Source organism: Enterococcus sp. C102(2024) (genome assembly GCF_040888205.1).
Lineage (GTDB): Bacteria > Bacillota > Bacilli > Lactobacillales > Enterococcaceae > Enterococcus > Enterococcus faecalis.
Window position 1 is genome coordinate 147718 of the sequence record NZ_JBFOHH010000004.1, and the last position, 23546, is coordinate 171263.

Annotated in this window: 21 protein-coding genes and 1 other annotated feature; of the genes, 2 read left to right on the top strand and 19 right to left on the bottom strand. The window is 39.8% G+C overall.

Annotated features, from left to right (window positions below; translation table 11 throughout):
• Positions 1 to 65: 65 nt before the first annotated feature.
• The 19 genes from AB3I34_RS09800 to AB3I34_RS09890 all read right to left on the bottom strand — a co-directional run bounded on the left by AB3I34_RS09800 (position 66) and on the right by AB3I34_RS09890 (position 21160).
• On the bottom strand, positions 66 to 4100 hold the full coding sequence (locus AB3I34_RS09800) for a 5'-nucleotidase C-terminal domain-containing protein (RefSeq protein ID WP_262231398.1): 4035 nt from the start codon (positions 4098 to 4100) through the stop codon (positions 66 to 68).
• A 440-nt stretch (positions 4101 to 4540) separates the two neighbouring features.
• Positions 4541 to 5926, bottom strand: coding sequence for a bifunctional UDP-N-acetylglucosamine diphosphorylase/glucosamine-1-phosphate N-acetyltransferase GlmU (gene glmU / locus AB3I34_RS09805; RefSeq protein ID WP_025189267.1), 1386 nt, complete (start codon positions 5924 to 5926; stop codon positions 4541 to 4543).
• A gap of 201 nt (positions 5927 to 6127) precedes the next feature.
• Entirely contained in the window at positions 6128 to 6949 is an 822-nt protein-coding gene (gene purR, locus AB3I34_RS09810) for a pur operon repressor (RefSeq protein ID WP_002381336.1), read from the bottom strand.
• 143 nt (positions 6950 to 7092) lie between these two features.
• Positions 7093 to 7932 (bottom strand): metal ABC transporter permease, encoded by an 840-nt coding sequence (locus AB3I34_RS09815; protein ID WP_002383493.1) that lies wholly within the window; start codon positions 7930 to 7932, stop codon positions 7093 to 7095.
• A gap of 161 nt (positions 7933 to 8093) precedes the next feature.
• On the bottom strand, positions 8094 to 8786 hold the full coding sequence (locus AB3I34_RS09820; RefSeq protein ID WP_002356064.1) for a metal ABC transporter ATP-binding protein: 693 nt from the start codon (positions 8784 to 8786) through the stop codon (positions 8094 to 8096).
• A gap of 25 nt (positions 8787 to 8811) precedes the next feature.
• Positions 8812 to 9765 carry a metal ABC transporter substrate-binding protein gene (locus AB3I34_RS09825; RefSeq protein ID WP_010711871.1) on the bottom strand — a complete coding sequence of 318 codons (954 nt, stop codon included), beginning with the start codon at positions 9763 to 9765 and terminating at the stop codon, positions 8812 to 8814.
• 167 nt (positions 9766 to 9932) lie between these two features.
• A complete protein-coding gene (ispE, locus tag AB3I34_RS09830) occupies positions 9933 to 10784 on the bottom strand; it encodes a 4-(cytidine 5'-diphospho)-2-C-methyl-D-erythritol kinase (protein WP_002379846.1) in 852 nt (283 codons plus the stop codon).
• A gap of 180 nt (positions 10785 to 10964) precedes the next feature.
• A complete protein-coding gene (locus AB3I34_RS09835; RefSeq protein WP_002383497.1) occupies positions 10965 to 11267 on the bottom strand; it encodes a Veg family protein in 303 nt (100 codons plus the stop codon).
• A 57-nt stretch (positions 11268 to 11324) separates the two neighbouring features.
• A complete protein-coding gene (locus AB3I34_RS09840; protein WP_002356059.1) occupies positions 11325 to 11891 on the bottom strand; it encodes a sigma-70 family RNA polymerase sigma factor in 567 nt (188 codons plus the stop codon).
• Between the two features lie 85 nt (positions 11892 to 11976).
• Positions 11977 to 12507, bottom strand: a complete 531-nt coding sequence (locus AB3I34_RS09845) for an NYN domain-containing protein (RefSeq protein WP_002356058.1) — start codon at positions 12505 to 12507, stop codon at positions 11977 to 11979.
• Between the two features lie 14 nt (positions 12508 to 12521).
• Positions 12522 to 13379 carry a 23S rRNA (guanosine(2251)-2'-O)-methyltransferase RlmB gene (rlmB, locus tag AB3I34_RS09850; RefSeq protein ID WP_010711870.1) on the bottom strand — a complete coding sequence of 286 codons (858 nt, stop codon included), beginning with the start codon at positions 13377 to 13379 and terminating at the stop codon, positions 12522 to 12524.
• The gene (locus AB3I34_RS09855; RefSeq protein ID WP_002356056.1) at positions 13369 to 13767 is read right to left on the bottom strand and encodes a Mini-ribonuclease 3; all 399 of its coding nucleotides are present in this window, start codon (positions 13765 to 13767) and stop codon (positions 13369 to 13371) included. The genes rlmB and AB3I34_RS09855 overlap by 11 nt, the downstream gene beginning before the upstream one ends.
• The gene (cysS, locus tag AB3I34_RS09860; protein WP_010711869.1) at positions 13764 to 15176 is read right to left on the bottom strand and encodes a cysteine--tRNA ligase; all 1413 of its coding nucleotides are present in this window, start codon (positions 15174 to 15176) and stop codon (positions 13764 to 13766) included. The genes AB3I34_RS09855 and cysS overlap by 4 nt, the downstream gene beginning before the upstream one ends.
• Complete coding sequence (epsC, locus tag AB3I34_RS09865) at positions 15169 to 15708, bottom strand: serine O-acetyltransferase EpsC (RefSeq protein WP_002356054.1); 540 nt, start codon at positions 15706 to 15708, stop codon at positions 15169 to 15171. The genes cysS and epsC overlap by 8 nt, the downstream gene beginning before the upstream one ends.
• Positions 15709 to 15772: 64 nt before the next feature.
• Positions 15773 to 15979, bottom strand: a binding site (T-box leader).
• Positions 15978 to 17435: a glutamate--tRNA ligase gene (gene gltX, locus AB3I34_RS09870; RefSeq protein WP_010707928.1), complete on the bottom strand. Its 1458-nt coding sequence runs from the start codon at positions 17433 to 17435 to the stop codon at positions 15978 to 15980. Its footprint overlaps the feature before it by 2 nt.
• Positions 17436 to 17487: 52 nt before the next feature.
• A complete protein-coding gene (ispF, locus tag AB3I34_RS09875; RefSeq protein WP_002367570.1) occupies positions 17488 to 17961 on the bottom strand; it encodes a 2-C-methyl-D-erythritol 2,4-cyclodiphosphate synthase in 474 nt (157 codons plus the stop codon).
• Positions 17962 to 17979: 18 nt separating this feature from the next.
• Positions 17980 to 19125, bottom strand: coding sequence for a PIN/TRAM domain-containing protein (locus AB3I34_RS09880; RefSeq protein ID WP_002368622.1), 1146 nt, complete (start codon positions 19123 to 19125; stop codon positions 17980 to 17982).
• 100 nt (positions 19126 to 19225) lie between these two features.
• Entirely contained in the window at positions 19226 to 20596 is a 1371-nt protein-coding gene (gene radA / locus AB3I34_RS09885) for a DNA repair protein RadA (RefSeq protein WP_002356050.1), read from the bottom strand.
• 78 nt (positions 20597 to 20674) lie between these two features.
• The gene (locus AB3I34_RS09890) at positions 20675 to 21160 is read right to left on the bottom strand and encodes a dUTP diphosphatase (RefSeq protein WP_002361472.1); all 486 of its coding nucleotides are present in this window, start codon (positions 21158 to 21160) and stop codon (positions 20675 to 20677) included.
• A 319-nt stretch (positions 21161 to 21479) separates the two neighbouring features.
• On the opposite strand from AB3I34_RS09890, the gene proB reads away from it, so the two are divergent.
• Both proB and AB3I34_RS09900 read left to right on the top strand, forming a co-directional pair.
• Positions 21480 to 22295, top strand: coding sequence for a glutamate 5-kinase (gene proB, locus AB3I34_RS09895; protein WP_002389550.1), 816 nt, complete (start codon positions 21480 to 21482; stop codon positions 22293 to 22295).
• A complete protein-coding gene (locus tag AB3I34_RS09900; protein ID WP_002385467.1) occupies positions 22282 to 23535 on the top strand; it encodes a glutamate-5-semialdehyde dehydrogenase in 1254 nt (417 codons plus the stop codon). Before proB ends, AB3I34_RS09900 begins: the two co-directional genes overlap by 14 nt.
• Positions 23536 to 23546 lie beyond the last annotated feature (11 nt).

The window sequence follows — 23546 nt, forward strand, 5'->3', positions numbered from 1 at the left end:
AAAAACAAATGGCAAGCATTAAAATAAAAAAAGAACCAATCCCGAAGGACGGTTCTTAAAAATGACTAACTAGCTTTGTTACGTCGTTTATAAATATACCAGCCAGAAGAAGAAAGTCCAACGAACAGTAAACCATATAACGCAAGCGCTTCTGTTTCTGTACCTGTTTTAGGTAAAAAGCCGCCATACTTTTTCTTCTCTGTTACGGATGGATTGCTCTGTCTTGCTCCCGCTTGGTTTTGTTTATTGGTTGCTACTGGTGTTTCTGGTGTTGGTGTTGGATCTGGTTTCGGGTCTGGGTTTGGATCTGGGTTTGGATCTGGGTTTGGATCTGGGTTTGGATCTGGGTTTGGATCTGGGTTTGGATCTGGGTTTGGATCTGGTTTCGGATCTGGTGTTGGCGTCTCTCCTCCACCGATTAACTCTTTGTATGCTTCTTCCGAAATAGAAACAATTCGTTCGCCTGGGAATGGTTCTTTATATTGTGCTAAATCAATCGTCGTTGCTGCACGATACAACCGCAAGCTGGTGGCACTTTTCAAGTATTCAATTAAGACAGCATCTAGTGAGATTCCTTCTTCTCGTTCACCACCTAGCATATCGTAACCATCACCACCAGCAGCTAAGAAATCATTGGTGGCCATCCGGTATTGTTTCTTCTCATCTAACGGTTCAAACTTTTGTGTTTGTCGATTTTTAATTTCTATTCCTAATACGCGACTGCCGACAATCGTTTGTCCTGTTTCATTGCCTTCGTCACTAGCCAAGCGAGTACCTGGTTTTGTGGAATCATAGTGGATACGAATAGAGCTTGAAACATGTAGGAAACCACCATTTGCGCCAAGTTTTGGTTGGCCAGCATCATCTAGTAAAATTGTGCCATTCTCATCTTTTTGTGGAATCGAACGAACAGACATTTCAAACATTTCTTTAACTTGAGCGCCGGTTACTTGAATTTGCGCAATGCTATTGCCAAAAGGTAACACAGCAATGACATCCCCAACTTTAATCGGTCCTTGCTTAATATCAGCGCGAATGCCGCCACCATTAGTTACTGCAAAATCAGCAGGTTGACTAAATGCGTCTTGGCCATATGACATAATCGCATCACCAATCAAATTCCCTAAGTTGGTCTCTCGTGTGCGCACATTTTCTCGTTGTCCATCCAATGTGAATGGAATATAATCGACAATTACTTTTTCATTTTCAGCGTTAAAATTCGTACGTGCTTCATCAACGATGGCTTTAACTGCCGGGTTTTCTGGCAATTCTAGCAACTCTGCTGCTGAAATCAATTTTGCTGTTTTCTTAGTTGGTTCACTCTCTGGTGCTGTGACAATTCCAACATTATTTAAATAATTACCTGTTTGAGCATAGATCACTTTGCCATAACGTTTGCCACTTTCGACGGCTGTATGCGAATGTCCATCAATCACAGTGATATCTAACTCAGGATATGTTTGACTAAGGGTTTCTGCTAGCGTATCACCACGCCAGATATGCGGCGTCGTTTCATCTACGCCTAAATGCCCAGTAACCACGAAAGCTTGAATATCCGCGTACTTCTCTTTAATTTCATTAATCACTGCTTCTACTTCTGGAATCGGGTCTTTAAATGTCACCTTCTCCACGTTTTTCGGGTGTGTTTTCGTTGCTGTTTCTGGGGTCGTCACACCTACAATGGCAAACTTTTTCCCGGCTTTTTCTACGATTGTATACGGATCAAAAACCCGTCCACTGCCATCTTTGTAATACGTATTACTAGATAGAATCGGAAAATTCAGTTGATCTTTATAACCTAGTGCAATCTCTAAACCAAAATCAAACTCGTGATTTCCCACCGCCATGGCATCATAACCAACTTCATTCATTGCTTTGGCCATATCCGCGCCTTTGGAGAAATTGGAGATTGGTAATCCTTGGAAAACATCCCCTGCATCCACCATCAAGGTTGGGTTTTCTTGGTCTTTAAAGGTTTTTAGACGCGCCATACCCAATTCGCCTTTCCCTGCTTCTAGTCGGCCATGAACGTCATTTGTGTGCATAATGGTATATGCATTATCTAAATCAAAGCCCGCATTACGGACGTCTTGTTTCGTAATAGCAGCGGCGTTTGGTGTACGTCCATCAGGAGAAGTCGGAATTTGAAGAGTGCCGTCATTCACTAATTCGATTGCTTTGGCACGCCATTTTTCATCAAAATTTGTCCCAATAATTGACCAATTTCGTTCGATTTCTTGTTCTGGATCAAGCGTTCCTTTTTTCTTAATATAATCAACAATCATTCCTCGTAAGGTTTCTGGATCAGAATTTTTAATAGGTTCCCCTACTTGAATCCCTTGGCTAGCTAAACCGCCGTAACGATAATTATTCATAGCAATCGTATATTCTTTGGCAGGATCCAACGGTTGGCCGTCGATTTTCGCATCTACAATTCGTTCACCCACTGGTTTTGAAATGTCAATCTTGTAGTCCACTCCAGAAATCATGTCATAGTTATATACACGAATGTTTGGATTAAAACTAATGGTCAAATCATCTGGCTGTGTTTGGTTATAGTACGCCCCTTGTTTTTCTAAATACTTCAGTAAGTTTTCACCGTTAATGGGAACACTCACTAAGGTATTTGGGTATTTGTAGATATCAAAAATCGTGGCATAGGAAATCTTCCCCGCAGGTAATTTACTGTCGTATTTAAACAGCGCTGCCGCACTTAATTGTGCGCCTGTTACTTCTTTTTGAACGTTATTAATTAAAGAAATCATCGCTGTTGGTTGTAATTGTGCTTCGGGAATTCCTTTAATTTCTTGTTTTGGTAAAAAATCAGCTGTTGCTGTGCCGATCTCCTCCTGAATAAACGCTCGCGTTTTTTCATGGTATTCTTTTGTCGCTGCCTTAACTGCTTCATCTGCTGGAACATTCGTTGTTGGTACAATCGTTGCTGTACCTTCTTGCACTTCCCACTTATCGGCATTTTTAGCAACTGAAAGATCAATCTTAACAACTTCTGTCCCTGTATCTTTAGGTCCCCCTACCGGTACAGTTTTTCCATTCGGCGCTGCTCCTTGCTTGGTAAAAGAAAGGTGGTCATGACCCAGAATATACGCATCAATCCCCGCGACATTTTCAATTACTTGGTCGGCACTGGCAGCCGGATCACTATTTTGTTGTCCCGCATGAATCGAAGCAACAATAATGTCAGCCTGATCGTTAGCTTTCAACTCAGTAACTGCTTTTTCTGCTTCTTCTTTCAAAGGTAAAAAATTAAGCGAAGTAACACGAGGGCCATCCCACAAAGGAATGTGCGGGATTGTTAAGCCGATAATCCCAACTTTTAAATCTGGCTGCCCATCTTGATTAAGATCAAGTTCCTTCGTGGTAGTCCCTTCAACAAAACGACTACCATCCTTATTGTAGGTATTCGCAGACAAGATTGGAAAAGTAGCTTCTTGTTGAATTTTTTTGATTAACGGTAAACCAAAATTAAACTCATGATTCCCCAAAACCATTGCATCATACTTCATCACATTCATGGCGGTGATCATTGGATGGGTCTTTTCATTCACTAAAGGCGCTTTATTATACAAGTCATCTGTTAAAATAGTGCCTTGAATATTGTCGCCATTATCAATTAAAACGGTGCCTGCTGGGTTTTGTGCCCGGACTTGGTTGACGACTGTACTTACTTGGGACAAACCAACTGGTAATTCTTTATCATCTTCATAAGACCAATTCCATAATTGACCATGAACATCTGACGTACCTAAAATTGTTATTTTTTGCGGCGTGCTCGTTTCTTCTTTTTCAGCGGTTGACGTTTCTAAATTCGTCGTCTCTGTTGGTGCTGTGGTTTCTTGTGACTGCTTGACACTGTCACTCGTAGCCTGATTTGGTGCTTCTTGCTTGATGTCTGTTGTTTCCTGTGTGATGATTGGTTCTTGTTTTCTACTTGAATCGGTGGTACTTGTTACTGCTTCTGAACTTTGTTGACTCGTTGTTTCTACTGCATATGCCGTACTAGTAACGCTTGGCGCTATCAACGCAACAGCCATTAAAAAATGCATGCCCCACTTCACTTTTTTAAAGCTCAACTTTTTCACAAATTTCCTCCTTGTGTTTCAACCCATTTGCAACAAACAATTGTCAAAGTAACAAACAACAAAAAGAGCCTTCCCCCATCACGCTGCTCTTCTTTTCCTATCATAATATATCCGTTAAATAAAAAACAGTAAATTCCGTTAAAATAAGATGTTTTTCCTGTAAATTGTTTTTATTTTTGGACAATATAGCGGATTTGTTTGTGAAAAAAATAGTAATTTTGACCAAAACACGAACTTTATAAAAAAGAAAGTCTTTTTATATTGGAAAAGCGGAACAAAAACTATTTTTTTGAAAAAAATAACTAAAAATACCGAATAAACAGCATTGGTCTAGTCCTTGAACGTCTCTAAACAAATATTAGCAGCAATTGGTCTAGTCTTTAAGGAGGAAAAAGAACGCTCTTTTGCTTAAGCAAAAGAGCGTTCTTTTTTATTTGAGATTAATCCTTCATATAAGGTAACTTTTTAGCATAGCCTTCTTTATTCACTTGACGTGCCCGGGCAATCGCCAAATCTTCTGAAGGGACATCTTCTGTGATGGTTGAACCAGCAGCAGTCACCGCATGATCACCAATCGTGACTGGCGCAACAATGTTCGTTGCAGAGCCAATAAACGCGTGATCACCCACGACTGTTTGGTGTTTATTTTTGCCATCATAATTAACAAAAACAACGCCGCAACCGACATTAATATCTTTGCCTAATGTTGCATCACCAACGTATGTTAAATGGCCCACTTTTGTGCCTTCATCGATTGTTGCATTTTTTACTTCCACGAAGTTACCAATGTGTACGTTTACCCCCACATCTGCTTTAGGACGTAAATGTGCATACGGACCCACATCGGCCCCCTCGCGAACCACACTTTCTTCAATCACAGACTGTTTAACAATCACTTGATTGCCGATGTGACTATCAACAATTTCTGAATGTGCGCCAATCAAGCAATCTTCGCCAATCACTGTTTTTCCTTTGATAGTGACTCCCGCTTCAATGACTGTGTCTGAACCAATTACCACGCCTTCATCAATATACGTTGTATCTGGATCAATAAATGTAACACCATTTCGCATATGCATTTCATTTAAACGACGATGCATAATTTTATTAGCAGTGGATAAAGCGACACGATCATTTACACCCATTGCTTCGTCAAAGTCTGCCATTTGATAAGCAGCGACAGCTTTGCCTTCTTTTTTCAAAATTTCAATGATATCTGTTAAATAGTATTCCCCTTGTGTGTTGTTTGTATCTGTTTTCGCTAACGCTTCAAACAATGATTCATTATCAAAACAGAAGGTTCCTGTATTAATTTCTTGAACACGTGCTTCTTCTTCACTGGCATCTTTTTGTTCCACGATTCGTTCAACAATGCCCACATGGTCACGAATAATTCGCCCATAGCCTGTTGGGTCTTCCGCATGCGCTGTTAAAATAGTCGCACTTGCATTCTTACCTTGATGGTAATCGAATAAGTTTTTCAAGGTTTCTGCAGTTAATAACGGCGTATCCCCTGTAATAACTAATGTTGTTCCTTGTTTACCACCTAATAACTCTTGTGCTTGCATGACTGCATGCCCAGTTCCCAATTGTTCAGCTTGTAAGGCATATTGACTACGTTCGCCTAAATGGCTTTTAATCATTTCCGCCCCGTGTCCAACGATCGTCACGATTTCTGTTGGTTCTGTTTGTTCTACTTGATCTAAAATATGTTCGACCATTGGTTTACCAGCAACTGGATGCAATACTTTATAAAGTTTAGATTTCATGCGTGTTCCTTTACCAGCTGCTAAAATAATTGCGTATCTATTTTCCACGTTTGCCACCTCAAATTAACTAAATTGTTTGATTTTCTTCTAAATCGTCCTCATTATACCTTTTCTAGTTTATCTTACTCTTTTGTCTTTTTCAACAAAATAAGGCATTTAAAAGGTAGACCAATTTATTTTCTCATCTTTTTTTAAAGGAATAAAACAGAAAAAAAGAACCTGAAAATGGAATGGACCATTTTCAGGTTCTTTTTCAAATTATTTCTCTGTGAAATAGTTTCCTGGGACTACGCTAATCGTTTTTGTTTGTGTATCCACATCTTCCACATATAATAGCGAAGTGTAGTCATCGATTGCACGACGGCCATTGAATTTTGACTCAGCAAAAACGGTAATGCCCACAAGTTCTGCTTCAAATTCTTCAATCATACTCTTCATACCATTGACGGTGCCGCCGCCTTTCATGAAGTCATCCACGACTAAAACTTTTGATCCGCGTTTTAAGCTGCGTTTTGAAAGTTCCATTTTTTCGATACGTTCTGAAGACCCTGATACATAGTTCACGCTCACCGTTGAACCTTCAGTAATCTTAGAATCGCGACGAACAATCACAAACGGAACATTTAAGTAATAAGACACAGCTTGCGCAATTGGTACTCCTTTGGTCGCAACGGTCATTACCGCATCAATTTGTTTGCCTAAATATTTAGAAGCAATAATCCGGCCCACTTGTCTTAATAAATTCGGTTCCCCAAGTAAATCTGAAAGATAAACATAGCCCCCAGGTAATAAGCGATCTTGTTCTGACAAACGATCACATAAATCCATAATCAACTGCTCCGCTTCCTCATAAGGAATTTCAGGGATAAAGCGGACACCGCCTGCAGCGCCTGGAATCGTTTCTAAAATACCTGTTCCACGTTCTTTAAATGTTTTTTTAACAATTGCTAAATCTTCACTAATGGAAGACTTGGCAGATTGGTATCGGTCAGCAAAATATGTCAAAGAAACCAATGTATGGGGATGATCTAAAAGATATTGGGTCATATCGATTAATCGTTCACTTCTCCGAATTTTCAAATTCGTCACTCCTTTTCATTCTATCGTTCCTTATTATAAGGGGTTTAACCGAAAAATTCGAGGATTTTTTTCAAATAACTGAAAATAGTTCGCCATTTCTTTTAAAAAAAAGAAATAAAGGAGAAAAACTTTCGTTTTTCTCCTTAGTTTCTTTGCATTTTTTGTTTTCGTTGGACCATAACAACCACTCGGCGATAAATATTGACTAATAAGAATAAACCAATAAAAATTAGGGTAATGCTTGCACTCGGTGGTGTTTCCAAATAATACGAGCTAGTCAGCCCTGTTAGCATGCCAATCAAGCCCATAAACACACTGATGATGATCACCGTGTTGAAGCCTTTACCAATTCGCATACCTATCGCAGCTGGTAAGACCATAATTGCTGAAATTAACAAGGCTCCCGCGATCGGAATCATCACAGCAATCGCCACACCAGTAATTACATTAAAAAGCATCGACATCCAATGAATAGGTAGCCCATCAACATGAGCAGTATCTTCATCAAATGTTAAAACATACATTGGGCGTTTAAATAACATAAACAATAGAACTAAAACTACGAATAAAATTGCCAACATAACCACTTGATCCCACGTAATCGTGACGATGGAACCAAATAAATACGATTGAATACTAGCAGCTGAATTGCCTCCTGTTAAATTCATCAAAACTAACGCCAAAGCCAAACCGCCTGACATTAAAATAGCAATCGAAATTTCTGAATAGGTGCTATAAATCATTCGTAAATATTCTAGAATGATTGCAGCCACAATCACGACAATTAAGGTCATTAAATTAGGATTCCAATTAAAAAAGAAGCCTAGTGCCACACCGGCTAATGACACATGTGAAAGGGTATCTGCCATTAAAGATTGTCGGCGAATAACTAGAAAGACGCCGAGCATTGGGGCAATCACTGAGATAAACAGTGCTGCTAAAAAGGCCTTTTGCATAAATGCATAAGAAAGCATTTCTGCCATACGATTCACTCCTTACCGCTAAAATGAACACTACCATTGTAGCGACGTTTAAGCGAATTAATTTTTTAATTCCTGCTTATTTTTTAAATTTTTCCAGCATTTCTTTAAGCCGTTCCTTGACTTTCGTTATGATCGAGCCAGATAACGTTTTATTGGAAAATTTACGTATACGATTCTTCACTCATATGGAAGCAACGCCATTTCGAATCTTCTTTGCGGACAAGACGAATTTGACGATCTACATAGGTTTTGATATCTTCATGATCATGCGTAATCATCAAAATAGCTTTTCCATGTTCATGCGCACTGTGTTGCAACAATTGATAAAATTCGTTGCGCGATTGTTCATCCATACCTGTTGTTGGCTCATCCAAAATAAATAAATCTGGATCGGTCGCAAACACTCGCGCTAAACTAATTCGTTGCTTTTGCCCTCCAGAAAGCTCGCCAATTCGTTTGTGGCGCATTTCCCACATGTCCACTGATTTCAAAGCTTTTTCCACATGAAGATGATCTTTTTTCGTCAATGGTTTGAACCAACGATTTCTGGGAAAGCGACCTGAACGTACTAATTCAATGACGGTACTAGGAAAGCCCGCATTGAAAGAAGCGACTTGTTGTGGAATGTAGCCAATGCTGATTTTTTCACCAGCACTATTTTTTTTAGCGACCGTAATTTTGCCACTTGTTGGTTTTAATAACCCTAAGGTACTTTTGATCAGCGTTGACTTGGCAGCGCCATTTTCTCCTGTTAAAATAACGAATTCCCCTGGATCAACATAATAAGAAACATCTTCTAAAACAGGTTCATCATCATAATAGAAGGTTAAATTTTCGACTTCAATATAATGCATAAGTTGGCTCCTTTCTGTTGCCAGATTAATGAATGCTTTTTTGTAAAGCAGCGAGGTTTTCTTTCATGACAGACACATAGTTCTCGCCTGCTTCTTGTTCTTTTTGAGTTAAACTCTCTAAAGGATTCAATACGGCTAATTCGACGCCTGTCTCATCTGCCAATGTTTTGGCTACTTTTGTAGAAGCCGATGCTTCAAAATAGATCACAGAAACATTGTTTGTTTTAATATATTTTTTTAATTCGGCTAAACGACTTGGCGAAGGTTCTTGGTCTGGAGAAATCCCAGCAATCGGTTCTTGGATCAAGTCATATTGTTTTGCCAAATAGCCAAATGCAGCATGTTGCGTCACAAAGGTCCGATTTTTAGCGCCTGCAAACGCAGCTTGGTATTCCTTATCTAGCGCAGTCAATTTTTCCAAATAAGCAGCGGTATTTTTTTCAAATACGGCTTTTTTCTCAGGATATTTTTTGATAAGCGCATCCCGAATCGCTATCACTTCTTTTTGTGCTAACACGGGATCTAACCAGACATGCGGATCCAGTTCGTGGGAATGGTTATGGCCTTCATGACCTTCTTCGCCAGATTCTTCCTCTTCTGTTCCTTGCATCAATTGAATGGATTGACTGGCTTCCACGATTGAAACTTTTTTCGTATCCAAGTTTTCAATAACATTCGGAACCCAAGTTTCTAGCTCTTTACTATTATAAACAAAGACATCCGCATCAGTAATTTTCGCTAAGTCTTTTGCGCTTGGTTCATAATCGTGTGGTTCCGTTCCAGCTGGAATCAACAGCTCAACCTCTCCCTCATCACCAACGACTTGTTTTGCGAAGTCGTACATCGGATAAAAAGTAGTCATTACCGTGAGCTCTTTCTTCTCTTTTGGCGATTGTGTGGTTTGCCCACAACTAGCTAAAAGAAAAGCACTGATTGCTAAAGTAACGCCGATTATCAAACGGCGGTAGATTTTCGTCATGTTCTGTCCTCTTTTCGATTTACCTATTATAAACCGTAATATTTACGATTTGCCAGGAATAATGTACCAAATGGATCACGGGACGTCAAGGAATAAATTAAAAAAAACAACAGAGCGTGGGACAAAAAACCCAAAGTGATTTTTGTCCCACGCTCTGTTGTTTTTATTTATTTCAATGTCCGAACCAAATAAACTTCTTCGCAAAAGCCTTTGAGTCCATTATAAATCCGTTGTGCTCGCGTTTTCTTTTCACATAAAGCAAAGACTGTCGGTCCACTGCCGCTCATCAACGCTGCATCAGCGCCGTACTTCAGCATGCGATCCTTGATTTGTTGCACGATCGGATGTCTGGCAATCGTGACACTTTCCAACGCATTGCCGACCGTCTGGGTCATCCCAGTATAATCACCATTTTCAATAGCTATTCTTAGTCCAGCAATATCTGGATGGTGCAATTCATCTACCGCTAAATCATTAAAAACAGTACTAGTGGATACACTAATTCTTGGTTTTACTAACACAATCCAACATTGAGGCATGGTCGGTAATGTTTCAATTTTCTCCCCACGTCCGTTTGCAAAGGCTGTTCCGCCCCTTAAACAATAAGGAACATCCATACCAATTTGGCTGCCAATTTCACAGAGTTCGTCCATCGTCAACCCCAGATTCCACAGTTTGTTCAAGCCTCGTAATGCTGCGGCACAGTCACTGCTACCCCCTGCTAAACCAGCTGCCACAGGGATACGTTTTTCAATATATATTTTAATTCCTTTATGAATATTATAGGTACGCTTTAATAAGTCAACTGCTTGATAGACATGATTCCGTCGATCCACGGGTAAAAAAGAGCTGTCCGTTTCAATACGAATGATGTCTTCTTCTAGATTTTCAAAAGTTAAATGATCGGCTAAATCTACACTTGCAAAAATAGATTCAACTTCATGATAGCCATCCACACGTTTATGCAGAACATCTAACCCAAGATTAATTTTCGCAGGAGCTCGTTCGATTATTTCCATCGGTTCCCTGATTCACCTTCCTTAATCTTTTGTCTACCAACATTTTAATCTTTTAGATTCTATCATATGTCCATGAAGAAGTACACCGAAGATTGCTCTTTCTCTGACGACAGATGGCTGAAATTAAAAAGAGCTTAGGAACGAAGGGCTCTTCCTTCACTCCTAAGCGGACTTTCTAAATTATACGGCTTGACCGATGAATTCGATTTCAACGGTGCGTGTTAAAACATCTGAATAGCTGTAAGATACACGTTCAAATGAGTTCTCGTCTGGATCCAAGTCAACAACAAAAACAGATGGATAAGTCTCCGTTAAGATTCCTTTACGTTCTGTTTGGCGCTTTCTTCCAGTCTGAGCAACTAACATAATTTCACTGCCGATACGGCCTTCCAAATCTTTCTTAATTGACGATAACGTTGTTGGCATTGCATTCACCTCGAGAAACATTATATCACTTTTTTTAAAAAATTTCAAGTTTATCATACTAGAAGTCTGTTTGCAACTACTTTTGCTCGACAAACCGGCTGTTTTGTCGAATTTTTATTCATTTTCTAATGTATATTTCATTTTTGCTTTGGCACGATCATAGGCACTTCGGACAGCTGAAAAAGTTCCCCCACGTACTTTAGCAATTTCTTCTAACGTGTAGCCTTTTAAGTATGCGTTTAAAATTTGTTGTTCCAACGAGGAAAGACGTGTCGGAAAAGCTGCCAATTTTTCTTGAATCATTAATTGACCTAATGGGTCGGTAGCCGCTGTCCCCAAATAGTCCACTAACTCTTCACCAGCGCTTTCTAATCGTTGTTCCAGAGAAATAGACAAGGTATCTGTTCGCCGCTTATAGGCGCATTGATGGCGAATTAAGCTATGTACGTGATTTTCAAAATTTCGTTTAAAAAACTTTCCTAATGATGCTTGTTTTTCTGAATCAAATCGTTCTAACGTCCGAAAGAAGACAATTCGCCCTTCTTGAAGCCAGTCCTCAGTATCATAATCTTTTAAATAGTATTTTTTCATGCACTTATAAATCACTGGCTGATATTGCCCATATAAGGCTTGAAATTGTTCTTGGTCTCCTGCTAATGCTTGTTGAATCTGTTCTAACATAAAAAGCCCTCCTTTTCGATAAACGTATCGAATGATTTAGGAGAGCATAGCATGTTAGAAATTTATGACTTAAGCGAACATTTGTTTAATCTTTTTTTTGAGACAATTCTTCTAGCTTCTCAGAAAGTTTTGATAACTGCTCCACGTTCCATGGAGAATTTCGACGAAATTGCTGGAAATGGATATCTGTTGCATGAATGGCAATCGTCTTTTCTGTTTTCTGGACAGCTTTGTAAAGTTCATTGGCCGAAGTCCGCAATGCACCTTGTGAAAAGACCACCCATTGTTCAGCCAAATCACTCGTTGCGACTGTTACTTGCGTTAAACGATCATTTTTTTCACCAGCTAGACGTTCAATATAACTATCTGCTGTTTCATCTTCTTTGGTGAAAACCACGGTCAAAAGGTACTTTTTGTACGTTTGCTGAATACCTGGGACTAATTGGGCATCAAAGACCACAATGATTTCCAACCCTTCATATTTGGCATAATTGGACAGACGACTAAGAAGCAGTTCACGCGCATCCTCTAAACGCTCTTGCTTTTTCAACTGGACCAATTCTGGCCAAGCACCAATCATATTATAGCCATCAACGATTAACAATTGTTTTTTCATACAATCGCCTGCTTCTATAATGGGTTGCGGCCACGATAGACTTCATACATTAGCAAGCCTGCAGCCACACCAGCGTTTAAGCTTTGAACGTGTCCAGTCATTGGAATCGTTAATAATTCATCCACTTCTTTATGAAGACCTTGACTCATGCCACGACCTTCATTTCCGATGATTAAGGCAATTGCGCCTTGTGTATTCCAGCGACGATAATCCGTCCCAGACATATCTGTACCAAAAATCCAAAATTGATTCTCTTTTAGCGTTGCAATACTTTGCGCTAGATTCGTTACACGAGCCACTGGAATATGTTCCACGGCCCCTGTTGATGCTTTGGTTACGGTTGGTGTAATTCCCACTGCACGATGTTTCGGAATGATAATACCGTCCACGCCTGTCGCATCAGCAGTTCGCAAAATTGAGCCAAAGTTATGTGGGTCCTCTAGACTGTCTAAAATTAGGAAAAATGGTGTTGCTGTCTTTTCTTTTGTTTGTTCCAATAATTCTTCTAAAGTTAAATATTGATACGCCGTGATTGCTAAAACCATGCCTTGATGCACGCCGTAATCACTCATCGTATCTAATTTTGCTTTAGGCACCCATTTGACTGGAACAGCCTGTTCTTTCGCTGCTTGTTTTAATTGCTCAATTTTCTCGCCACGAGCATCTTCTTGTAAAAACAATTTATTCCCGCGTCCTTGCTGCAACGCCTCAACAGTGGCATGGAAACCAAAGACAAAGTTATCTGCTAGCTCTTCTGAGGTTCCATCAGCACCTGCTGTCGCTGGTCGTGGGTTCCGTTCTTTTGAACGCTTATCTGAACGTTCTGGACGTTTCTTACCTTTTTTAAAAGGACGAGATTTTTCATTTTTCATTGGTTTCACCTACTTTCTTGATACACCAGTTAATTAATTCTTCTAAACGTTCTTTTTGTTGTGTTAAATGTAAATAACCCATCAAGGATTCGAAACCGGTCGCTACCCGATAGGTCGTCACATCAGCATTTTTGGCAAAGGTGTGACTTTTAGCATTCCGACCGCGTTTGTACATCACTTCTTCTTCCTCCGTTAGCATTTCTCCCGCTAACATCGCTTGCATTAAGCTTGCTTGGGCTTTTGCTGACACGTAGTGTGTCGCCATGCGATGCAAAACATTCGGTTTCGTTTGTCCCAAGGAAACTAAATAATCACGAATGTAAATTTCATAAATCGCATCGCCAACATAGGCCAAAGCTAAACCGTTTAATTGTTTGTAATCTCTCATTCACTTCTTCTCCATCTCGTTCCTTGCGGAGTATCTTCTAAAACAATGCCTTGTTCTTTTAATAAATCGCGGATTTCATCACTTCGGGCAAAATCACGGTCTTTCCGTGCTTGGTTCCGTTCTTCAATTAACGCATCGACTTGTGCATCCACTAATTCTTCGTTTTTAAAGAATAAACCAAAAATAGCTAACCAGCCACTGAAAAGCTTATCCATCGCCACTAGAACTGGTTCCGAAACTGTCGCTTGTTCACTGTACTGATTCATCATCTTCGCTAATTCATAAACGACCGTAATCCCGTTAGCTGCATTGAAATCATCGTCCATTTCCGTAATAAAACGTTGTTCTAATTCGTTTAATTGAGCCAAATAGTGTTCATCCTCTGGCAAACTTGCGACCGCATCTGCTTGTCTAAAACGTAAATTTTCAAACGCATTTTTCAATTTTTGATAATTGGCTGCTGCCTCTTTTAGAGTGCTTTCGCTATAACGAATCGGGCGACGGTACTGGGTAGTGGACATAAAGAAACGTAAAATTTGCGGATCCACTTTTTGAATCATTTCATGAACAGTAATGAAGTTACCTAGGGATTTGCTCATTTTTTCATCGTCTTCACCAATTGTGACATAGCCGTTATGCATCCAGTAATTGGCAAAGGTATGACCTGTTTTGGCTTCGCTCTGTGCAATTTCATTCTCATGATGTGGAAATTCTAAATCTTGTCCACCGCCATGAATATCAATCGTCTCTCCCAAGTGTTTTGTCGCCATGACAGAGCATTCAATATGCCAGCCGGGACGTCCTTTCCCCCAAGTAGAATCCCAAGAAATTTCATCTTCTTTGGCACTTTTCCAAAGAGCAAAATCCAATGGGTCTTCTTTTAATTGTTGTTCAACGCCAGTTCGTTGACTTGCTCCTACTTCTAATTCATCAATCGATTGATGGCTTAATTTACCATAATTAGGGAATTTACGGGTGCGATAATACACATCACCTGCGACCTCATAAGCAAAACCTTTTTCAATTAAAACGTCGATAAAAGCTAAGATATCAGGCATGTGGTCCATCACCCGGGGATGTAGCGTTGCTGGTTGAACATTCAATGCTTGCGTGTCTTCTTCAAAGGCTTTGATAAAACGCTCCGCCACTTCCGGCGCAGTAATTTTCAATTCTTTAGCTGCCTTGATAATTTTATCATCGACATCTGTAAAGTTCGAGACATAATTCACTTCATACCCACGATATTCAAAATAACGACGAATTGTATCAAAGGCGATCGCACTGCGCGCATTACCGATATGGATATAGTTATACACGGTTGGTCCGCAGACATACATCCGAACTTTATGCGCCTCAATTGGCGTAAATACTTCTTTTTCTCTGGTCAATGTATTATAAATTTTAATCATGCCCTTTTTCCACCTTTCTTCCATTTAGACGAACGACTTTCGCAGGCACACCCACAGCTGTAGCATCTGCTGGGATGTCTGAAATAACAACAGCACCCGCCCCAATTTTTGAACGTTCACCAATCACTACTGGCCCTAAAATTTGAGCTCGTGCCGAAATCATCGCTCCTTTTTTCACTGTTGGATGGCGTTTACCCGTATCACGACCGGTCCCACCTAACGTCACTCCGTGAAACAAAACAACATCTTCTTCTATTTCCGCTGTTTCCCCAATCACAATGCCCATGCCGTGATCGATAAAAACCCCCGCACCAATTGTGGCTCCTGGATGAATTTCTACGCCCGTTATGAAACGCCAAAATTGTGCATGAATCTTCGCCAACAAAAACAACTGATGCCTATATAAGAAATGAGACAAGCGATGCCAAAACAGGGCGTGCAAGCCAGGATACGTTAAAAGAACTTCTAGTGTAGTCCGCGCTGCAGGATCGTTTCTTTTAACAGCTGCGACGCTACGTTTCAACCAACTCATAGGGTGAACTCCTTTCTATTATACAAAAATAAAAAACGTCTTTTAAGCAACAAAAAAACGTTGCTTAAAAGACGCCCATGCGTGGTTCCACTTTTCTTCACAAGAACTAGCTCTTGCCTCGATACAGTTAACGCCTGCCGACGTCTTCGGTTACTTTTTTCACCGAAGCCACTCATAGATGCATTTCGACAAAAGATGCTCGCTGTTCTCACCACCCACAGCGTCTCTGAAATCCATCTGATTGTCTACTTCTTCTATTCTTTGTGTTTTTATAACACTTTATTTAAATGATCTAATGCTTTTTCTTTGCCTAATAATTCGATGGTTTCGCCTAATTCAGGACCATGCATTTGTCCAGAAACAGCAATTCGAATTGGCATAAACAAGTTTTTGCCTTTAACGCCGGTTTCTTTTTGGACGGCTTTAATCGCTGCTTTAATACTTGGCACATCGAAAACGTCCAAGGCTTCTAATTGTTCTTTAAACGCCTGTAACACAGTTGGCACTGTTTCTCCTTGCAAGAATTCTTTCGCAGCATCATCTAAAACTGGATGTTCATTAAAGAACAAGTTTGATAGTTCCACAATTTCAGCTGCATAACTCATTTGTGGTTGATACAAGCTAACTAATTGTTTTAACCATTCGATTTTTTCAGGAGATGGATTTTCTTCAACACGACCGTCAGCGACTAAATAAGGAATACACATATCTGTTAGTTCACTTAAGTCCATTTGTTTCATGTATTGATTGTTAATCCATTCTAATTTTTTCGCATCAAAGGCCGCTGGTGACTTGCTTAAGCGTTGTTCATCAAACAATTTAATCAAGTCTTCTTGTGAGAAGATTTCTTCTTCGCCAACAGGAGACCATCCTAGTAAAGCAATAAAGTTGAACATGGCTTCTGGTAAGTAACCTAATTCACGGTATTGTTCAATAAATTGTAAAATTGTTTCATCACGTTTGCTCAATTTTTTGCCAGTTTCTGAATTAATGATTAAGGTCATATGGCCAAAGACAGGTGGTGTCCATTCAAACGCTTCGTAAATCATTAATTGTTTTGGTGTGTTCGCAATGTGATCATCGCCACGTAAAACGTGAGAAATTTTCATTAAGTGATCATCTACTGCAACGGCAAAGTTATACGTTGGCATCCCATCGCGTTTTTGGATGACAAAATCGCCACCAATGTTATCTGACTCAAAAGTAATTTCACCTTTCACGATGTCATCAAATTTGTATTCTGTATTACGTGGCACACGGAAACGAATCACTGGTTCTAGACCAGCCGCTTCTTTGGCTGCTTGTTCAGAAGGTGTTAAATTCGCACAAGTGCCTGCGTAGTGAGGCATTTCCCCACGAGCTTGTTGTGCTTCACGTTCTGCTTCTAATTCTTCTGGCGTACAATAACACTTATACGCACGATTGCTACTTAATAATTGATCAATCAATGGTTGGTAAATTTCTTTACGTTCTGATTGACGATATGGACCATATTCTCCCGGATGAGCAGGTGATTCATCCCATTCCATCCCTAACCATGCTAAGTTTTCCAACTGACTTTTCTCGCCGTCTTCGATGTTCCGTTTTTGGTCGGTATCCTCGATACGAATGATAAATTCTCCGTCATTGTGGCGGGCAAATAAGTAGTTAAATAATGCTGTTCTTGCATTCCCAATGTGCAAGTGTCCAGTTGGACTTGGTGCGTAACGCACACGAACTTTCGTCATGTTCATTCCTCTTTCCATTTTTTAAAAACAGACGGTTTAACGTCGTTTTCAGTTATTTTTCCAATAAAGCAACGGCAATTGCGCCGATTCCTTCTTTTTTACCAACAAAGCCCATCGTTTCCATGGTCGTTGCCTTAATGTTCACTTGTGTGACCGCTAAGTGGCAACTCGCGGCTAGATTCTTTTTCATCTCTGCCAAGTATGGGCTCATCTTTGGCTCTTCCGCTAAAATTGTACAATCAATATTGCCAATAGTAAAGCCCGACCGCCCAACTTTTTCATTTACTTTTTTTAATAAGTTTACAGAATTCGCATTTTTGAACTGCGGATCGGTTTCGGGAAACAGTTGCCCAATATCACCCAGACCAGCGGCACCAAGGATTGCATCAATAATTGCATGTGTTAAAACATCGGCATCTGAGTGACCTAACAGACCTTTTTCATAAGGAAGAGTAACCCCACCAATAATTAAAGGTCGTTGCGGAACTAATTGATGAACATCAAAACCTTGACCGATTCGAATCATACTAAGTCCTCGCTTTGCTTAATTTTTATCGTTTTTAGGATGGTTATCCTTGCGATCATTAATCCCGCGACCCGCATGCGCCGGTTTGGCAAAAATCATACGCCCAGCTGCGGTTTGTAAAGCACTTGTAACGACCACTTCGATTTGCTCATTCATGTAATGCTGGCCATCTTCAACCACAACCATTGTGCCATCATCTAAGTAAGCGACCCCTTGTTGACGCTCTGTTCCGGCTTTTACAACCATCACATTCATCGTTTCACCTGGAATCACCACTGGTTTCACAGCATTAGCTAAAGCATTAATGTTTAAAACAGGCACATTTTGAAATTCAGAGACTTTGTTTAAGTTGTAGTCATTGGTCACAACCACGCCATCTAATAATTTTGCTAATTTGATTAATTTACTGTCTACTTCAGAGATATCCTCGAAATCTCCGTCATACATTTCAACGGAGATACCTTCTTCTTTTTGTAAAGCATTTAAAATATCTAAGCCACGACGACCTCTCACCCGTTTTAAACTGTCTCCAGAATCAGCAATGTATTGTAATTCATATAAAACAAAGTTAGGGATGAGCAAAACACCTTCTAAAAAGCCTGTTTTAGCGATATCGTAGATTCTGCCATCAATGATGACACTAGTGTCTAAAATTTTGTATTTATGGAAGTTGTCTTCCACTTTACGTTCCAACATTTGTCCTTCGGTGTCTTCCGTATTTGCTTTCTTTTGGCGAGGTGTAAAAACTTTTTTCCACTCCTCAATCCGTGTTGTTCCCATTCGGAAACCTAAGTAACCCAGAATAATCATAACTAGAATTGGCAGTAAACTATTCACGACAGGAATTTGTAAGTTGTACATTGGAATGGAGATAATGACGCCAATTGTTAAACCAATGATGGCACCAATACTTCCAAATAATAAATAGGTTAAACTCATTTCATTTAAAGCTGCTTCGATTTTTTTGACAGCGGAAACAATATACTTTGCTAACCCTAAAGATAAAATAAAGAAAATAATTGCACCGATTAATCCGTTCGTAAAGTTATTGTTTAACCAACTGTTATTGCCTTGCTTAGCCATTTCCCAAGCCATTGGGAAAAGAGAAATTCCTAAACTTGCACCAGCAATGATCATCAGCAACGTGATGATTCGTTTTTGCATATAGCCATCCTCCTCGTTTATTTAATAAAGACGTCTAGTGTTGTGGGGCGTACAAAAATCATACGCCACCAACAACCTAAACGGATTATTTCTACTTTCATTATTTAAAAACTTTTCTTAACGTTTCACCAATTGTTGAAACGCCAATAATTTCAATCCCTTCAGGCGCTTCCCAGCCACCAAGGTTATTTTTAGGGACATAGACTTTTGTAAAGCCTAGTTTTTGCGCTTCACGCACTCGTTGTTCAATACTATTCACGCGGCGAATTTCACCAGTTAAACCAATCTCACCAATGAAACATTCCGAAGATGAGGTTCCTTTTTCTTTATAGCTAGAAGCAATACTGATTGCTAACGCTAAATCAATAGCTGGTTCATTAATTTTGACTCCACCAGCCGCTTTTAGATACGCATCCTGGTTTTGTAACAAAAGGCCTGCCCGTTTTTCTAAAACCGCCATGATTAAAGAAACGCGATTAAAGTCCAACCCGGTGGTCGTTCGCTTGGCATTGCCAAACATCGTTGGGGTAACTAACGCTTGGATTTCCACCAAAATGGGGCGTGAACCTTCCATTGCTACCACAATTGAAGATCCGGTGGCTCCTTCTAAACGTTCTTCTAAAAAGACCTGAGAAGGATTCATAACTTCAACCAATCCATGTGTCTGCATTTCAAAAATACCAATCTCATTCGTTGAGCCAAACCGATTTTTGACAGCCCGTAAGATTCTAAAGGTGTGATGCTTATCTCCTTCAAAATAAAGAACCGTGTCTACCATATGTTCCAACATCCGTGGCCCTGCGATAGACCCTTCCTTCGTTACGTGTCCGACAATAAAAATGGCAATCCCATTCGTTTTTGCCAGTTTCAATAATTCGGCAGTTGTTTCTCGGACTTGACTGACACTACCAGCAACGCTGGTAACATCTGGCTGCGTCATTGTTTGAATCGAGTCAATAATGACATAATCTGGTTCTAATTTTTCAATGGCTCGTGATATTTCGTGCATATCTGTTTCTGCGTATAAGTAAAATGTCTCGTTGACGGTGCCTAGACGCTCCGCTCGTAATTTAATTTGCTCAGCACTTTCTTCACCAGAAACATATAAAACCGTGCCACCTGTGGCTGCTAATTGTTGCGATACTTGTAAGAGCAATGTTGACTTACCTATTCCGGGATCGCCACCGATTAAAACTAATGAACCTGGAACAACGCCACCACCTAAAACCCGATTCAGCTCCACTAATTCAGTTTTTACACGTGGCTCTTTTTTAGGTACGACTTCAGATAGCCGTTGTGGTTGTGTCTTTTTACCAGTCAAACTTACTCTAGCACGACGATCAGAAGTATCTTGAATAACCTCTTCCACCATCGAATTCCATTGTCCACAATTAGGACAGCGGCCGAGATATTTTGGAGACACATACCCACAGCTTTGACATTCAAATTGAACTTTTGCTTTTTTTGCCATGTAGAATCTCCTTATCTGTTGTTTATTTTAACATTTATTAAATGGTTTGAATAACGTTGCCTACTGAAAAAATGGGCTTTATTTTTGTCCCGACGAACCAAAACCGCCCGTTCTTTCTGCCTCGACTTGGTCATCATCCGCTAATAAAAACGGCTTAAAAATCCCTTGGCCAATTCGTTCACCTTTTTCAATGACAACATCTTCATATCCAAAGTTTAAAAATTGGAACATGATATGTCCTTCGTTATTCTCGTTATTATAATAATCACTGTCAATGACTCCGACACCATTCGCTAAAAGTAGGAACCGTTTTAGCGGATTCGAAGAACGACTCACCAATTCTAAATATTCAGAATCAGGCATATACGCCTTAATTCCTGTTTTAACTAAAATTGGTTTGGGATTTTCTCCAGCTTGTTGTAACTTCCAAAGACTTGGTACAACGACCGTTTCGGCTGCTTGAAAATCATACCCCGCGGCACCTTTTGTTGCTCGTTGTGGGACACTCAAGCCCTCTTCTTGATACTTAGAAATAATCTCAAAACCACGTTGTTTCATATTCATTCTCCCCTACTGTCTAAACTACTCCTATTTTACCATAATCTCTGATACTCTGGTTGTTTTTAGTAAGTTTCTCATTTCTAAAAGCCCAGTTAATCTAGACTACGCAAAAAAGAGGAGAATTTTTGTTTATTTTCCTTCTTTTAGTCTATCATCTTCTCTTAAAATAAACAGACCAAATCCCAAAAAGTCCCAAGATTCCCTCAAAAAGTTCACACTTTCATTAAACTTTCTTTACTATTCATTATTTAGCACTTTCTAGTAGCCGCTGATTTTGTTATAATGAGTGTCAAATTTTACTGTAAAAAGAAACGAGGCACTTATGAGAAACAAACTCCAACAGGCCAAACGAATTGTGATCAAAGTCGGAACCAGTTCTCTGATTTATCCCAATGGCAATATTAACTTAAAAGCAATTGATCAATTAGCCTTTACTTTGAGTGATTTAAGCAACCAAGGCAAAGAAATTATTTTAGTTTCTTCTGGCGCAATTGGTGTCGGACTGAATAAATTAAATCTATCTGTGCGCCCAACGACAATTCCAGAACAACAGGCAGTCGCTGCAGTCGGACAAGCAGAATTAATGAACATTTATAATCAGCGGTTTTCAACCTATAGCCAACAAATGGCACAAGTTTTATTAACACGTGATGTTATTGAATACCCTGAAAGTCGCAATAATGTTACCAATACTTTTGAACAACTGTTAAAAATGAATATTATTCCTATCGTCAATGAAAATGATACTGTCGCAATTGAAGAATTGGATCACTTAACCAAGTTCGGGGATAACGATCAATTGTCAGCCATTGTCTGCCAAATTGTTCAAGCTGACTTGTTAGTTATGTTATCAGATATTGATGGTTTCTTTTCAGATAACCCTACTGTCAACAAAGAAGCCACGTTATTTTCTGAAATCAATGAAATTAATGAAGACTTGTTCCAATTAGCCGGTGGTAAGGGGAGCCGCTTTGGCACTGGTGGGATGTCTAGTAAATTAAAAGCCGCTGAACGTGTGTTAGCTAATCAACAGGCGATGATTTTAGCAAACGGAAAACAACCAAAAATCATCTTTGAAATTTTAGAAGGAAAAGATATCGGTACGTTATTTATTAAAGGAGGGCATGAAAGTGACTGATTTAAAGCAACTAGGGCAACAAGCTAAAGAAGCCTCTTATACGCTAGGCTTGATGGATACTCGTCAAAAAAATACTTTGTTAAACAAAATGGCCGCAGCCATTGAAGCCAATGCGCCCCGCATTTTACAAGCAAACGCATTAGATTTAGAGCAAGCCGCTACCCACGGAATTTCTGAAACAATGCAAGACCGCTTACGTTTAACAGAAGAACGGATCACAGCGATGGCCGAGGGCATACGTCAAGTCGCTACTTTACCCGATCCAATTGGGGAAGTAGATAAAATGTGGCGCAATGAAGCGGGGCTGTTAATTGGGCAACAACGCGTGCCTTTAGGTGTTATTGGGATTATTTATGAATCACGGCCAAACGTGACAACAGATGCCGCTAGCCTTTGTTTCAAATCGGGAAATGCTGTTATTCTTCGAGGCGGAAAAGAAGCGTTTCATTCCAATCAGATATTGGTGACAATTTTACAAGAAGCGCTAATACAAGAAGCCGTTTCTCCCCATCTCATTCAATTTGTTGATGATACTTCTAGAGAAACAGCCCAACAACTTATGCGCTTAAATGACTACTTGGATGTCCTCATTCCACGTGGCGGCGCCAACTTAATCAAAACTGTTTTGACGACGGCCACTGTTCCTGTTATTGAAACGGGCACGGGCAATTGTCATATTTACGTGGACAAAGACGCCCAGTTAACAATGGCAACTGAAATTATTGTCAATGCTAAATGTCAACGCCCTTCTGTCTGTAACGCCGCCGAAACGTTATTAATTCATCAAGAAGTGGCTGAAGCCTTTTTACCAACAATTGAAAAAGCCTTGAAGGAGTTTCACGTGGAACTTCGAGCAGATGAACGTGCGTTAGCAATTTTTGAAGAAGCCATTCCAGCGACTGAACAAGATTGGGAAACGGAATTTCTCGACTTTATCTTAGCAGTGAAAGTCGTTGATTCTTTAGACGAAGCCATCCAGCATATTAATCGCTACAATACAAAACATTCTGAAAGTATTATTAGTGATAATTACTTTGCCACACAACAATTTTTACAACAAGTGGATGCAGCCGCTGTTTATGCGAATGCTTCAACTCGTTTCACGGACGGTTTTGAATTTGGATTTGGCGCCGAAATCGGTATTAGTACGCAAAAATTACATGCCCGTGGACCTATGGGCTTAGCAGAGCTTACTTCGACAAAATATGTTATTTATGGAAATGGGCAAGCACGTTCTTAGAAAGAAAAACC

Coding starts and splice junctions, on each gene's coding strand:
- AB3I34_RS09855 (WP_002356056.1), bottom strand. CDS start 13,767: ATGAGAGATTACAAACAATTAAACGGTTTAGCTTTGGCCTATGTTGGC.
- AB3I34_RS09880 (WP_002368622.1), bottom strand. CDS start 19,125: ATGCAAAAACGAATCATCACGTTGCTGATGATCATTGCTGGTGCAAGT.
- AB3I34_RS09820 (WP_002356064.1), bottom strand. CDS start 8,786: ATGCATTATATTGAAGTCGAAAATTTAACCTTCTATTATGATGATGAA.
- AB3I34_RS09840 (WP_002356059.1), bottom strand. CDS start 11,891: ATGTTAGAACAGATTCAACAAGCATTAGCAGGAGACCAAGAACAATTT.
- rlmB (WP_010711870.1), bottom strand. CDS start 13,379: ATGAAAAATGAAAAATCTCGTCCTTTTAAAAAAGGTAAGAAACGTCCA.
- ispF (WP_002367570.1), bottom strand. CDS start 17,961: ATGATTCGAATCGGTCAAGGTTTTGATGTTCATCAATTAGTTCCGCAA.
- AB3I34_RS09815 (WP_002383493.1), bottom strand. CDS start 7,932: ATGGCAGAAATGCTTTCTTATGCATTTATGCAAAAGGCCTTTTTAGCA.
- cysS (WP_010711869.1), bottom strand. CDS start 15,176: ATGATTAAAATTTATAATACATTGACCAGAGAAAAAGAAGTATTTACG.
- epsC (WP_002356054.1), bottom strand. CDS start 15,708: ATGAGTTGGTTGAAACGTAGCGTCGCAGCTGTTAAAAGAAACGATCCT.
- ispE (WP_002379846.1), bottom strand. CDS start 10,784: ATGGAAATAATCGAACGAGCTCCTGCGAAAATTAATCTTGGGTTAGAT.
- radA (WP_002356050.1), bottom strand. CDS start 20,596: ATGGCAAAAAAAGCAAAAGTTCAATTTGAATGTCAAAGCTGTGGGTAT.
- AB3I34_RS09835 (WP_002383497.1), bottom strand. CDS start 11,267: ATGATAAACTTGAAATTTTTTAAAAAAAGTGATATAATGTTTCTCGAG.
- AB3I34_RS09900 (WP_002385467.1), top strand. CDS start 22,282: ATGAAAGTGACTGATTTAAAGCAACTAGGGCAACAAGCTAAAGAAGCC.
- AB3I34_RS09890 (WP_002361472.1), bottom strand. CDS start 21,160: ATGAATATGAAACAACGTGGTTTTGAGATTATTTCTAAGTATCAAGAA.
- gltX (WP_010707928.1), bottom strand. CDS start 17,435: ATGACGAAAGTTCGTGTGCGTTACGCACCAAGTCCAACTGGACACTTG.
- proB (WP_002389550.1), top strand. CDS start 21,480: ATGAGAAACAAACTCCAACAGGCCAAACGAATTGTGATCAAAGTCGGA.
- AB3I34_RS09825 (WP_010711871.1), bottom strand. CDS start 9,765: ATGACGAAAATCTACCGCCGTTTGATAATCGGCGTTACTTTAGCAATC.
- AB3I34_RS09845 (WP_002356058.1), bottom strand. CDS start 12,507: ATGAAAAAACAATTGTTAATCGTTGATGGCTATAATATGATTGGTGCT.